Annotated in this window: 12 protein-coding genes and 1 other RNA gene; 9 read left to right on the top strand and 4 right to left on the bottom strand. The window is 46.4% G+C overall.

The features are described 5' to 3' along the window. Nucleotides 1-14 precede the first annotated feature (14 nt). The 3 genes from ICN20_RS01660 to ICN20_RS01650 all read left to right on the top strand — a co-directional run bounded on the left by ICN20_RS01660 (nt 15) and on the right by ICN20_RS01650 (nt 2,927). Entirely contained in the window at nt 15-581 is a 567-nt protein-coding gene (locus ICN20_RS01660; RefSeq protein WP_216237809.1) for an energy transducer TonB, read from the top strand. 3 nt (nt 582-584) lie between these two features. Further along, nucleotides 585-764 carry a hemin uptake protein HemP gene (gene hemP, locus ICN20_RS10255; RefSeq protein ID WP_255534607.1) on the top strand — a complete coding sequence of 60 codons (180 nt, stop codon included), beginning with the start codon at nt 585-587 and terminating at the stop codon, nt 762-764. An 84-nt stretch (nt 765-848) separates the two neighbouring features. Then, a complete protein-coding gene (locus ICN20_RS01650; RefSeq protein ID WP_216237808.1) occupies nt 849-2,927 on the top strand; it encodes a TonB-dependent receptor domain-containing protein in 2,079 nt (692 codons plus the stop codon). A gap of 54 nt (nt 2,928-2,981) precedes the next feature. Here ICN20_RS01650 and ssrA read toward each other — a convergent pair. From ssrA to ompA, 4 genes are all read right to left on the bottom strand, one after another. Beyond that, nucleotides 2,982-3,340: a transfer-messenger RNA gene (gene ssrA / locus ICN20_RS01645) on the bottom strand. Nucleotides 3,341-3,404: 64 nt separating this feature from the next. Further along, nucleotides 3,405-4,085, bottom strand: coding sequence for an HAD-IA family hydrolase (locus ICN20_RS01640; RefSeq protein WP_216237807.1), 681 nt, complete (start codon nt 4,083-4,085; stop codon nt 3,405-3,407). A gap of 7 nt (nt 4,086-4,092) precedes the next feature. Further along, nucleotides 4,093-4,782 carry a bifunctional 2-polyprenyl-6-hydroxyphenol methylase/3-demethylubiquinol 3-O-methyltransferase UbiG gene (ubiG, locus tag ICN20_RS01635; RefSeq protein ID WP_216237806.1) on the bottom strand — a complete coding sequence of 230 codons (690 nt, stop codon included), beginning with the start codon at nt 4,780-4,782 and terminating at the stop codon, nt 4,093-4,095. Between the two features lie 96 nt (nt 4,783-4,878). Next, nucleotides 4,879-5,448 (bottom strand): outer membrane protein OmpA, encoded by a 570-nt coding sequence (gene ompA, locus ICN20_RS01630; protein WP_216237805.1) that lies wholly within the window; start codon nt 5,446-5,448, stop codon nt 4,879-4,881. Nucleotides 5,449-5,607: 159 nt separating this feature from the next. Between ompA and gyrA the strand changes: the two genes are divergently transcribed. Genes gyrA through aroA form a run of 6 tightly spaced genes read left to right on the top strand, consistent with a single transcriptional unit; the run spans nt 5,608 to nt 13,914 of the window. Then, nucleotides 5,608-8,322 carry a DNA gyrase subunit A gene (gyrA, locus tag ICN20_RS01625; protein WP_216237804.1) on the top strand — a complete coding sequence of 905 codons (2,715 nt, stop codon included), beginning with the start codon at nt 5,608-5,610 and terminating at the stop codon, nt 8,320-8,322. Nucleotides 8,323-8,349: 27 nt separating this feature from the next. Next, nucleotides 8,350-9,447: a 3-phosphoserine/phosphohydroxythreonine transaminase gene (gene serC / locus ICN20_RS01620; protein ID WP_216237803.1), complete on the top strand. Its 1,098-nt coding sequence runs from the start codon at nt 8,350-8,352 to the stop codon at nt 9,445-9,447. Beyond that, a complete protein-coding gene (gene pheA / locus ICN20_RS01615) occupies nt 9,447-10,526 on the top strand; it encodes a prephenate dehydratase (RefSeq protein WP_216237802.1) in 1,080 nt (359 codons plus the stop codon). Before serC ends, pheA begins: the two co-directional genes overlap by 1 nt. A 48-nt stretch (nt 10,527-10,574) precedes the next feature. Then, complete coding sequence (gene hisC / locus ICN20_RS01610; protein WP_216237801.1) at nt 10,575-11,705, top strand: histidinol-phosphate transaminase; 1,131 nt, start codon at nt 10,575-10,577, stop codon at nt 11,703-11,705. Beyond that, complete coding sequence (locus ICN20_RS01605) at nt 11,705-12,586, top strand: prephenate dehydrogenase/arogenate dehydrogenase family protein (protein ID WP_216237800.1); 882 nt, start codon at nt 11,705-11,707, stop codon at nt 12,584-12,586. The genes hisC and ICN20_RS01605 overlap by 1 nt, the downstream gene beginning before the upstream one ends. After that, complete coding sequence (gene aroA / locus ICN20_RS01600; RefSeq protein WP_216237799.1) at nt 12,586-13,914, top strand: 3-phosphoshikimate 1-carboxyvinyltransferase; 1,329 nt, start codon at nt 12,586-12,588, stop codon at nt 13,912-13,914. The genes ICN20_RS01605 and aroA overlap by 1 nt, the downstream gene beginning before the upstream one ends. Nucleotides 13,915-13,916: the final 2 nt, after the last annotated feature.

The raw sequence follows: 13,916 nt of genomic DNA, 5'->3' as shown, positions 1-13,916 counted from the left end.
TTTAAGGAAGTCATTTGCTCTGTAGTTTGTTTGCTCGAAATGGTTTTCTTATTTCAGGTGTAGTGATCTCTCATGCATTGGTTTTGATGGGGCTTCTATATGGATCTCTTGGCAGAGATGCATCATCTGCGCACGGCGCTCTCATGGTGAACCTGATGGGCGAACGCGCAAACTCACCCAAAAGTAACCAATCGTTTGCATCACAGCAGACAGCTTCACTCCCAAGTACAAAAAGTTCAAGCCCAATTCAGGCTGATGAATCTTCAGCTGCAGCTGGTGTTGAGGGTGCCAGCCGTTTGGCGGGAGCTATTGCTAGAAAGGCTATACATAATCCTAAGCCTCATTACCCATTGGCAAGTAGGCAGCTTCGGGAGGAGGGTTTAGTTGTAGTGCGGCTCTGTGTCGATCAGCAGGGGATTGTGGGTGAGATTGGGGTCTCCAAAAGCTCGGGTTTCCAGAATTTAGATCATTCGGCCCTCAAGGCCCTAGCAAAGTGGAGATTTGACCCAATCGCATTAAATTCTACCAACCATTCTGCACAGTGCTTTCAGACTCCCGTTCAATTTACATTAGAGGGATAGTGCTTGAGCGAGAAAAATACCTTGAACCCGCTATCGACTTTTGTTCGATCTGCCGATGTTTTACCAAAGACTATTTCTAGCGAGGCTCTATTGGGCGAGATGAAGCAAATTTTCATTCTTCATGAAGGGCGCTCATATCAGTTACGCATCACTAAATTAGGCAAGCTCATTTTGACTAAATAAAAATTTAATAATTTACTAGCCAGCAAGAGCATTCTCATATGCATATAGCCAGCGATTTTTTGTTGTTATCACTGGAGATAGTATATGAAGCATCAAGAATTATTTTGTTCTCGCAATAGGCTCGCCTGGATTTCATCACTAGCGTTTTTATACGGAAGCTCGTTTTCAAGTTGGGTTAAGGCTCAAGACATTGACTTACCCAGAATTGATATTGTTGGCCGCGAGGAGAATGCCCTGAGCAAAATTCCGGGAACGGTCGATGTGATTAATCAAAAAAAGATGGAGGAGCTACAGCCTCAGTCATTGCAAGATGTATTAAAGACCGTTCCTGGTGTGAATGTACGTGGGGATGAGGGTGGATTGGGGTCCATACCCAATATTGGTATTCGGGGTTTAAATCCAAGTCGTAGCTCAAAAGTGTTACTACTAGAAGATGGAGCTCCAATCCAGCCTAGCCTCTTTATTTCAAATGCTTCTTACTACAGTCCGCCCGTTGAGCGTATTAGTGGAATTGAAGTTTTAAAAGGAGCTTCGGGCCTAAAGTATGGGCCATCCAACATCGGCGGGGTTGTTAATTACCTCAGCAAAACACCATCACAAGGTTTCAAGCTAACAGGCAAAGTCGGTAACTATGGCTATCGTTTGGCAGAGATTGAAGCAGGGGGAAGGTCATCTACAAATGGTGCAATTGGCGGAATCAACCTGATTCAATCTGAATCCAACGGATATCAGGGCAATGGTTTTAAGATGTACGACATCCTCATGAAGGGTGGAATCGAAATTGCCCAGAATCAATGGCTAAGCTTGAAATACACTCACTACGATAACAATATCAATACATCTTATGTAGGTCTACGCCCTAATCAGTACGCCAACCGCATGTCAGATAACCCGGCGCCTAATGATCGTTTTATTACTCAACGAAATGCCGTAGATTTGAATCACTCTATTGAAATTAATTCCGATACCAAGGTGAATACCTTGATGTATTGGAGTAAGTTAAACCGGGATTATTGGCGACAAAGTATTCTGAATCGAACCCAAGATAAAACAGCGTTTAAACCTTGTAATGTTGGCGCTGATTGTTTGGTTGGCCGCAATCGTGAGTTTCAAATGCTGGGTTTAGACACACGACTAAGCCATGCATATAAGGCATTTGGTATTGCCAATGAAGCAGAGTTTGGTATTCGTCTGCACACTGAATCTCAAATTAATCAGCTCTCAAACTCTAAAACCACAGCTTACTCTGGCCGCGTTTCTTATCATGAAGATAACAAGGCGAACTCACTGGCAATGTATGCCCAGAATCGCTTCTTGTTAACAAAAGATTTTGCTGTAATACCTGGCGTGCGTGTTGAAAGTTACAACCAGACTCGCTCGAATGTGATGACTGGTAAGGCAGGCAACGCTAAGAATGTAGAAACCGTTCCGCAGATTGGTGTGACATGGCAGTTGATACCTCAGGCTCAGGCATACGGCAGTATTTACAAGGGATTTGCCCCGGCGCAATTGGCCACAGCGATTGATGACAAAGGGGTAGATCAGCAGCTAGCTCCAGAGCGCTCTACCAATATGGAGCTGGGTTTACGTGGTCGCTCAGGTGCTTTCTCATACGACTCTGCAGTTTTTAGCATGAACTTTAGCAATCAAATTGTGAACCAAAGTTTGGCTGCTGGAATTTCTAAAGCCAATGGCGGCAAAAGTTTGCACCAAGGCGCTGAATTAGCCTTGGCCTATACGCTTGGTTATGGCTGGGGTATTAACGGCAATGCAACCTATATCCCAGTAGCAAAATTTGTAGGCACTAACTCCTTGGGCAGGGATGGCAATCGTATTCCTTACACGCCTAAGTTAACTTCTAACTTAGGTGTTAGCTACGAAAAGAATGGCTTCAATTCTTTAGTCAGCCTCAATTATGTTTCGGCTCAATATGCTGATTCAGCCAATACGGTTGTAGAAAATACCATTGGCACTCTAGGTGAGGTCCCTGCGTTTGCAACGGTCAATTGGAGTGCTAACTATGCTATCAATAAGGATTGGAAAGTATTTGGAGTGATTAATAATCTCTTTGATAAGCGATACATTTCTGGCCGCAGTCCAGATGGAATATTTGCTGGTGCGCCACTGAATTTTCAGGCAGGCATGAGTTATCAATTTAACTGATGAAAGAAAAACGCCACCTTCGTAGGTGGCGTTTGACTCTTACATACTTCAAAATGGTGGAGTCGGCGGGAATCGAACCCGCGTCCGCAAATCCTCCACAACAAGTTCTACATACTTAGTCATATCATTTAATTTAGCCAGCTAGGCACAGATTGACATGTTTCACGCTGACGATTCACTAAGTTTTCGAATCATTCCCCGTGACATGAAATGATCTTATCTCTTGTAAATGACCCTGACCTAGCTTTCGCTAGCTGACCCAAGAGAGAATCAGTTCAGGGGCAACCGCAATTAAGCGGCTAGTGCGAAACGTTCGTCGTTTGCAGTTAAAACATTCCCATTGATTTACGAGATAACGGGTCCTCGGTATGCCCTTGATGCTTTGTAATCCACGTCGAAACCATGTCGACCCCGGAGTTCATGCATAGGAAACCCTATTTTAAGGCCGTCGACCTTAAATTGTTGAATATCTTTGGCTTATTCCCTGTTGGGAAAGATGATTTGCAACAAATCGAGTGGTGAATGGACGATGTAATCCGCCCCCCAGGCCTCAGGAGGCTCTTTGCAGCCGCAGTATCCATAAGCGGCAGCCACAGTCTTCATCCCGGCTGCTTTGCCTGCGAGAACGTCTCTAATGTCATCTCCAACGTAGATTGATCTCGTGGGATCAATATTCGTCGATCTTGCGGCGTGCAGAATAGGTTCAGGGTGTGGCTTTGAATAAGGCGTGGTGTCACCGGAAACGGTAGAAACAGCTCGCTGGCGTAAGCCCATTAGGTCTGTCAAAGGGTTGGTAAAGCGCTCACTTTTATTGGTAATAATTCCCCAAGGCAGCTGTGCTTTATCCATTTCATCAAGTAAATGGTCTATTCCATCAAATAATTTGCTGTCCACTAGCAGTGCTTTTTCATAATTGCTGAAAAACTCATCGCGCAATGGAATGAAATCTGCATGATCAGGGGCGATACCAAAGGCTCCTTCGAGCAGTCCTCGGGCGCCAGCTGATGCATAGGGGCGCAAAAACTCATAAGGCTTAGGTGCTAGATTGCGTGCAATCAGCAATTTATTGGTTGCTGCCACTAAATCTGGTGCGGTATCTGCTAGCGTGCCGTCTAGGTCGAAAAAGATGCCGGCATAAGGACTTAAAAGATTGGTCACGGTTAAATTACTTTCGAACGGCAATCATGTAATTCACATCCACATCTTCACCGAGGCTATATACCTGTGTGAGTGGGTTGTAACTCATACCTTTCATACCGAGCATCTCTAAGCCTGCATGACGAGTAAAGGCTACTAACTCAGAAGGTTTGATGAATTTGGCGTATTCGTGAGTGCCTTTAGGGAGTAATTTCAGGATGTATTCGGCGCCAATAATGGCAAATAAGTAGGACTTAGGATTGCGATTGAGGGTGCTGAAAAATAAAGTTCCGCCAGGTTTGCACAGTTTTGCACAGGCGCGTACTACAGATGCAGGGTCGGGGACGTGCTCCAGCATCTCCATACAAGTGACTACGTCATATTGTTCGGGCTGTTCATCGGCGAGTGCCTCTGCTGAAATAGAGCGGTAAGTAAGATTGGCCCCTACTTCTAATGCATGCAATTCAGCAACCTTGAGCGCTTTTTCAGACAAATCGATACCAGTAGTGTCTGCGCCTGATTGAGACATGGATTCAGCCAAGATGCCACCACCACAGCCGATATCAACCACTTTTTTACCCTCTAAATTTACGAAGGATTTAATCCAATTGAGGCGTAGTGGATTGATAGCGTGCAGAGGTTTAAATTCGCTATTAGGATCCCACCAGCGATGGGCTAGGGCGCTAAATTTGGCGATTTCTGACTGGTCGACGTTCATATGAGTTGGCTATTGGTGAGGCTATTAGAGAAGTCTATGAATATAGCGGAAATAAAAAAGCCCGCTAGAAGCGGGCTTTTTTACAAGTAAAGTGAATTACTTAGCTGCTGTACCAACAACTTCGATGTCAGTACGGCGGTTCTTAGCGCGGCCTTCAGCAGTTGCATTTGATGCAACTGGATTGCTCTTGCCTTTTGATTCTGTGTATATACGGCTACCGTCAACACCTTTGCTTGTCAGGTAAGTCTTAACTGACTGAGCACGACGCTGACCGAGGGCCATGTTGTAAGCATCTGTACCAACGCTGTCAGTGTTACCAACAGCGATGATTACTTCTAACTTGATCTTGCTTAAGTCAGCAGCGATCTTGTCCAAAGTAGCTTTACCTTCTGGTTTCAAGTCAGACTTGTTGAAGTCATAAAGTGTATCTGCTTGCAAAGTGATTTTGCTTTGGCTAACACCAGCAGCTGCAGGAGCAGCAACTAAAGCACCGTCACAACCTTTAGCTGCAGTAGCAGGAGTCCAGTTGTTATCGCGCCAGCACAATGTGCCATCGCCGTTTTTCCAATTCAAGCCAGAGCTGTTTTCCCAGTTATCAGAAGCAATTGCTGCAGTAGCAGAAACAGTGATAACAGAAGCCAGCAACACTTTTAGGGTTTTGTTCATTTTTAGTCCTCAAAAATCTCTTTTTTAATTAAAGTCAAACTTAAATGTAATTCGCCCTACCTTGATGCAAAAACTGCAAAGCGACACATCTCAATTTCGTACAAACTGACAGAATCTTAGCATAGGGCCTACCTGTCATCAAAATGATATTATTTCTAGATGGAACAAGCCGCTAAAGAAACACTACCAATATCCCTCGAAGACGAAATGCGGCGGTCCTATTTGGACTACGCAATGAGCGTCATAGTCGGCAGAGCCCTGCCAGACGTGCGTGACGGCCTCAAACCGGTTCACCGCCGGGTCTTATTCGCTATGTATGAATTAAACAACGATTGGAACAGAGCTTACAAAAAATCTGCCCGTATAGTTGGCGACGTAATCGGTAAATACCATCCGCACGGTGATTCTGCGGTGTATGACACGATCGTTCGGATGGCCCAGGACTTCTCTCTGCGCTATATGCTGGTTGACGGGCAGGGTAACTTTGGCTCCGTAGACGGCGATAACGCTGCTGCGATGCGATATACCGAGATCCGCCTCCGCAAGATCGCTCATGAGCTTTTGGCCGATTTGGACAAGGAAACGGTCGATTTCGGGCCAAATTACGACGGCAGCGAGAAAGAACCCCTGATTCTGCCTGCCAAAGTGCCTAATTTGCTCATAAATGGCAGTTCTGGCATTGCTGTAGGTATGGCAACCAACATTCCTCCCCACAACCTGGATGAGGTGGTTACAGCCTGTTTGCACGTGCTTCACAACCCAGAATGCACGATTGATGAGCTCATTGAGATCATTCCAGCCCCAGATTTCCCGACCGCCGGCATTATTTATGGCGTTCAAGGCGTTCGCGAGGGTTATCGCACTGGTCGAGGCCGTGTTGTTATGCGTGCAAAGACTCACTTTGAAGATTTGGATAAGGGCGCGCGTCAAGCCATCATCGTTGATGAGTTGCCATACCAAGTGAATAAAAAGAACTTGCTCGAGCGAATTGCTGAGTTGGTGAATGAGAAGAAAGTGGAAGGCATTTCTGATTTGCGTGATGAATCAGATAAGTCCGGTATGCGCGTTGTGATTGAACTCAAGCGCGGTGAAGTGCCTGAAGTCGTTCTCAATAATTTGTATAAGAGCACACAGCTTCAAGATAACTTCGGTATGAACATGGTGGCGTTGGTAGATAACCAACCACGCCTGTTGAACTTGAAGCAAATGCTTGAGTACTTCTTGCAGCATCGTCGTGAAGTAGTTACACGTCGCACGATTTTTGAGTTGCGTAAAGCTCGTGATCGTGGGCACGTTTTAGAGGGTTTAGCTGTTGCGTTAGCGAACATTGATGAGTTCATTGCGATTATTAAAGCTGCAGCGAACCCAGTTATTGCGAAACAAGAGTTGATGGGTAAAGCTTGGGATTCATCAATGGTGCGTGAGATGTTGGCGCGTGCTGAGACTGATACGCCAGGAGGCCGCAATGCTTACCGCCCAGAGGGATTGTTGCCTGAGTACGGCATGCAAACTACTGGCTTGTATCGCCTCTCTGATAGTCAAGCGCAAGAAATTTTGCAGATGCGTTTACAACGCTTGACTGGTCTTGAGCAAGATAAGATCGTTAATGAATACAAAGAAGTCATGTCTGAGATTTCTGACTTACTGGATTTGTTGGCCAAGCCAGAGCGTGTAACTCAAGTAATCGAATCTGAGTTGAAAGAAGTTCAAGCAGAGTTTGGTATTGCTGGTGGCGACACCGGTCGTCGTTCATTTATTGAAATGAATGCAACCGAACTCTTCACAGAAGATTTGATTACGCCGCAAGATATGGTGGTAACGCTTTCTAACACCGGTTACATGAAGAGTCAGCCGCTGAGTGAATACCGTGCGCAAAAACGAGGTGGACGTGGCAAACAAGCTGCAGCTACTAAGAACGAAGATTGGATTGACACACTTTTTGTTGCGAACACGCATGACATTATTTTGTGCTTCTCCGATCGCGGTCGTATGTATTGGCTCAAGGTGTGGGAAGTTCCGCAGGGAAGTCGTACCTCTCGTGGCAAGCCAATCGTCAATATGTTCCCGTTAATTGAAGGCGAGAAGATCACTGTGATTCTCCCGATCAAGGGTTATCAAGACGATCATTACGTCTTTATGGCAACTAGCCTGGGTACTGTGAAGAAGACTCGCTTGTCAGACTTCTCTAACCCACGTAAGGCCGGCATTATTGCGGTTGACTTGAACGAAAACGACTTCTTGGTCGGCGCAGCAATTACTGATGGTCAGCACGATGTGATGTTGTTCTCGGATGCTGGTAAAGCGGTGCGCTTTGACGAGAACGACGTTCGCCCAATGGGTCGTACAGCACGCGGTGTACGCGGCATGAACTTGGGTGATGGCCATCAAGTGATCGCAATGTTGGTTGCCCCTGCTGAAGCTGCAGAAGGTGCCGAGGCGGCCGTGGTTGATGCCAATGGAGTTACGATTCCAAGTAGTGTGTTGACCGCGACAGAGAATGGTTACGGTAAACGTACGCCTATTGGTGAATACACTCGTCATGGCCGCGGTACTAAGGGCATGATTGCGATTCAAACTTCCGAGCGTAACGGTAAGGTTGTTGCTGCTGCACTGGTGTCACCTGAAGATCAAATCATGTTGATTACTACTGGTGGTATTTTGGTTCGCACTCGTGTATCTGAAATTCGTGAAATGGGTCGCGCTACTCAAGGCGTTACTTTGATTAACGTTGATGAAGGTACGCGCTTGTCTGGTTTACAGCGTATTGCCGAGAGCGATTCTGATGACGAAGGTGATGTTGAGGATGCAGAAGAAGGTGATGTGACTGCCGACCCAACAACGGACTCTAATTCTGATACGGCAGGTGACGCGTAAAGCGTCGCCACACGAGCAACTAACATCATGACTTTTGACCGCCGCATTTTTAATTTCGCTGCGGGGCCTGCTACTTTGCCTGAAGAGGTATTGAAGCAGGCTGCCGATGAAATGCTAAATTGGCGTGGACTCGGCACTAGCGTGATGGAGATTAGTCATCGCAGTAAAGAGTTCATGGAAGTGTATGAAGAGGTAGTACAAGATTTGCGTACCCTCATGAATATTCCTGACGGTTATGAAATTTTGCTTTTGCAAGGCGGTGGCCTTGGACAAAATGCAGCCATTCCTATGAACTTGATGCCTTTAGCCAAGAATGGGCCGAAGGCGGATTACATCGTTACTGGCGTATGGTCAGACAAATCCTATAAAGAAGCACAGAAGTATGGCATTGCAAATCTAGCCGCCTCTTCTGCTGCGGAAAAATTCAATACGATTCCTTCAAGAAGTGATTGGAAGTTGTCGAACGATGCTGCTTATGTTCTTTACTGCGCCAATGAAACCATTGGTGGTGTGGAGTTTCCAGATGTGCCTGATGTTGGTAGTACCCCACTCGTTGCAGATATTTCTAGCAACATCCTTTCTAAAGAAATGGACGTCAGCAAGTGCGCCGTTTGGTTCGGTGGTGCTCAAAAGAATATCGGTCCATCCGGTGTAACGATTGTGATTGTGCGTAAGGACCTCATTGGTCACAGTATGGGCATTACTCCAACGATCTGGGATTGGGCTATTCAGGCCAATACCCAATCCATGATTAATACTCCCCCCACATTTTCAATCTACATGGCCGGCTTAGGCTTTAAGTGGTTGCTGAAGCAAGGTGGCGTCAAAGCTATTGAAAAGCGCAATCAAGAAAAAGCGGATTTGCTCTACAACTTCTTAGATCAAAGCAGTTTGTATGAGAATCGCGTCACTAAAGAATATCGTTCACGTATGAACGTGACTTTCTTCTTAAAAGATGAGAACCTAAACGCAGAGTTTTTGGCTCAATCAAATGCGGCTGGTTTGGTTGCATTGCGTGGGCACAAAGCTGCAGGCGGTATGCGCGCCAGTATTTATAACGCCATGCCGATTGAAGGCGTCAAAGCCTTGATTGAATTTATGCGCGACTTTGAAAGGCGGGCTTAATGAGTACTGAAGAGCAGCGCTTAGCTCCCTTAAGGGAAAAAATTGACGCACTTGATGCGCAGATTTTGGACTTGCTTACTCAGCGTGCGAAAGCGGCGCAAGAGGTGGGTCATGTTAAAGGTGGCTTTGCCTCACCGGTGTTCCGTCCTGAGCGCGAGCGTCAGGTGGTTGCCCGCTTGCAAGATATCAACGCCGGCCCATTGCTTCCAGATGGCATTGCCGCAATTTGGCGTGAAGTAATGTCCGCGTGCAGAGCCTTAGAGGCTCGCCAAACGATTGCTTACCTTGGTCCCGTAGGAACATTTTCAGAGCAAGCGGCGCAAACTTATTTCGGCCACTCGATTGCTGGTTTGCCGTGCTCAAGTTTGGATGAGGTCTTCAAGGCGGTAGAGAAAGGCGCGGCGCAATTTGGTGTTGTGCCGGTAGAAAACTCTAGTGAGGGTGCTATCTCGCGCACATTGGATTTGTTGCTTGATTCATCAATGCGTATTAGTGGCGAAGTGGTGTTGCCAATTCGCCATCACTTATTGACTAAGAGCGGTAGCTTAGATGGTGTCACTACAGTTTGCGCTCATGCTCAAGCATTGGCACAGTGTCAACAATGGTTAAGTGTTCACGTCCCACAATTAAAGCGCCAAGCGGTGAGTAGTAATGCAGAAGCAGCTCGTATGGCTGCTGCCGATCCTACTCTGGCTGCAATCGCTGGCGATCCCGCCCAAGAGGCTTATGGCTTGCAAGCAGTAGCTGCGCAGATTCAGGATGATCCTCATAACCGCACACGTTTTGTTGTGGTTGGTAACTACGCTTGTCAGTCAACCGGAAAAGATCAAACTTCTTTAGTGCTTTCAGTGGATAACCAGCCAGGCGCTGTGCACCGTTTACTTGCGCCATTGGCAAAGCACGGTGTTTCTATGAATCGCTTTGAGTCTCGTCCTGCACGTAAGGGCACTTGGGAATATCACTTCTACATTGATATTGCTGGCCATTCGGATGATGACAAGGTTGTAAAAGCGCTTGAAGAACTTAAAGGCGTTGCAGCCTTCTATAAGAATTTAGGCTCCTATCCGCACTCCGCTTAATAAAAACCGGCTTTATTTAAAACTTAGAACATAAATTAGTAGATTCGAATGACATCCAAGATTGGTCTAAAACATATTCACGCGATTGCCCCCTATGTTGGCGGTCGTCCTATTAGCGAGGTTGCTCGCGAATACGGTTTGGATGAAAGCAAGATTGTGAAGCTAGCTTCTAATGAAAATCCATTAGGTATGCCCAAGTCTGCACAAGATGCGATGCTGAAGGCCGCAAGTGATTTAGGTCGCTATCCAGATTCCAATGGTTTTGAGTTGAAGAATGTTTTGGCTAGCCGTTTGGGTGTGCCAACAGATTGGATTACCTTAGGTAATGGCAGTAACGATATTTTGGAATTGGCTGCACGCGCAGTAGCGCAGGCGGGCGATGAAGTCATTTTCTCGAAACATGCATTTGCTGTTTATCCCCTGGCTACCCAGGCGGTGGGCGCTAAAGCAATTGAAGTTGCTGCTACGGATATCTATGGCCATGATTTACCGGCAATGTTGGCCGCCATTAAAGCCTCTGGTGATAAGGCCAAGCTAGTGTTCGTGGCAAACCCCAACAATCCTACTGGTAGCTACTTAACAGTCAAAGAAATTGAAGATTTTCTGGTTGCAGTGCCATCAAATGTCGTTGTGGTGCTCGATGAAGCTTACAACGAATACCTTACTCCAGAGCAGCGCTATGATGCGATCGCTTGGGTGAAGCGTTTCCCAAATATGATTTTGTCGCGTAGCTTCTCTAAGGCATATGGCTTGGCTGGTTTGCGTATTGGATACGGGGTAGCTCAGCCGCACTTAACGGATCTTTTGAATCGTATTCGTCAGCCATTCAATGTCAATAGCTTGGCGCAGGCTGCAGCAATTGCAGCGTTTCAAGATACAGAATTTTTGCAGCAAGGTTTTGAGCTCAATCGCGCAGGCTATGCCCAACTTACTAAAGCCTTTGATGAATTAGGTTTGCGCTATCTGCCATCTGCAGGCAACTTTGTTCTTGTCAAAGTCGGTGATGATGATCAAGCTGGCGTTCGCATCAATTTGGAATTGCTCAAGCGCGGCATTATTGTTCGTCCTGTGGGTAACTATGGTTTGCCACAGTGGCTGCGTATATCGATTGGGTTGCCAGAAGAGAATGCGGCATTCATTGTGGCCCTAAAAGAAATCACTTCGGAAATGCCCTCCTAATGACCATCATCAATCCGGTAAGCAATTACGGCACTGTCACCATTGTTGGCGTTGGTTTGATTGGCGCCTCTTTAGGTTTGGCACTTAAAAAAGCTGGCGTGGTTACTAAGGTATTGGGTGTGGGTCGCAGCAAAGAAAATTTAGATCAAGCGCAAAAGATGGGTGCGATTGATGGGATAGTTAATTTAGTTGAGGCAACAAAACAATCTGATGTGATCGTGCTTTGCATGCCAGTAGCTCAAATGCGAGCTGCCTTTGAGGTGATGGAGCCTCATCTTGAGCCTCGCACCATGATTACTGATGCGGGTAGCACCAAAGGCGATGTGATCTTGGCTGCCAAAGAAGTGTTGGGTAAAAAAGCCTGTCAATTCGTACCAGCGCATCCGATTGCGGGCGGTGCTCAGCATGGCGCGAGCGCTGCAAAGGCGGATTTGTTCCAAGGCAAGCAAACCATTATTTGTCCCTTACAGGAGAACTCCCCAGAAGATACGGCTTTGATTACTGGCTTCTGGGAGAGCGTTGGCTCCGAAGTAAAGAAGATTGGTGTCGTGCAGCACGATGCGATTTATGCCGCTGTGTCTCATCTTCCGCACCTCTTGTCTTACGCTTTAATGGCAAGCGTGGTGAATTCGGAAGATGCTGATCAAAAGTTGAGTCATGTGGGTGCTGGCTTTAAAGACTTCACTCGTATTGCGGCTTCTAGTCCAGAAATGTGGCGTGATATTTGCTTGGGTAATCGCACTGCTATTTTGAAGGAGTTGGATCAATATCTTTTGATCGTGAACCATATGCGCAAACTCGTCGCTGAAAGCGATGGCGCTGGTTTGGAAAAATTATTCAATAAGGCGAGTAAAGCACGTCAAGACTTGGATGATCTTTAATGAGTGGTTTACCAGATATTAGTATTGGGCCATTTCAGCGAGCGCAAGGCTCGATCGTATTGCCAGGCTCCAAAAGCATCTCTAATCGTGCGCTGTTGCTTGCAGCTCTTTCTTCCGGCACAACTACTCTCACGAACTTGCTGGATGCGGATGACACACAAGTGATGCGTAATGCATTGCGTCAACTGGGTTTATCTGTAACCGATAAGGCTGACAGGGTTTGTGTCGTTGAGGGTTGTGGTGGCAAGTTTCCTGTGCAGGATGCAGACCTTTTTATGGGTAATGCCGGCACCGCGATTCGTCCTTTAACTGCAGCGCTTGCAATGCAAGGTGGCAACTACCGTTTATCTGGTGTTGCTCGCATGCATGAAAGACCTATCCGCGATTTAGTTGATGGATTGCGTCAAGTGGGCGCGAAGATTGAATACGAATTAGTCGAAGGTTATCCGCCAATCAAGATTTTGGCGGCAGATATTCAGATTAAAGATGTCGTTAAAGTGCGTGGCGATGTATCGAGCCAGTTCTTAACTGCATTACTTATGGCTTTACCGTTAGTGGCAAATGAGTCTGTGCGTATTGAGGTGATTGGCGAACTCATTTCACGCCCCTATATCGATATCACTTTGAAATTGATGGCACGTTTTGGCGTCACAGTTGCTTGCCCTGATATGCAATCATTCATCATTCCGGCAAAAGCTTCAGATGCCGTTTACAGGAGTCCGGGTCAATTATCTGTAGAGGGTGATGCTTCTTCTGCCTCTTATTTCCTGGCTCTTGGCGCTATTGGTGGTGGCCCTGTAAGAGTATTGGGTGTTGGTAATGACAGTATTCAGGGTGATGTGGCATTTGCTGATGCGCTTGCACTCATGGGTGCAAATATTAATGCCGGAGAAGATTGGATTGAAGTATCTGGTGTGAAGAATGCTAGCGGCAAACTCAATGGCATCACGATTGATTGCACAGAAATTCCGGATGCGGCGATGACGCTAGCAGTGGCTGCTATATTTGCTGAAGGCCCAACGCGTTTAAATAATATTGCTAGCTGGCGCGTTAAAGAAACGGATCGTATTGCGGCGATGGCAAAAGAATTAAAGAAGGTTGGCGCAATTGTAGAAGAGGGTGCCGATTACATCGTTGTTCAAGCACCTGCTTCACAAAGTGATTGGAAGTCACCGACTGAAGGTGTTGACACTTACGATGACCATCGTATGGCGATGTGTTTCTCGCTCGCTGCATTTGGCCCAAATACATTGAAGATTAATGATCCCAATTGCGTAGCAAAAACTTTCCCAACTTACTTTGCAGAATTTGCAAAGGTCGTGAATTAAGT

The sequence above is a fragment of the Polynucleobacter sp. JS-Polo-80-F4 genome (assembly GCF_018881965.1).
Classification (GTDB): domain Bacteria; phylum Pseudomonadota; class Gammaproteobacteria; order Burkholderiales; family Burkholderiaceae; genus Polynucleobacter.
The sequence above is the reverse complement of the archived record's forward strand: the minus strand, read 5'-3'. Positions and strand labels throughout refer to the sequence as shown.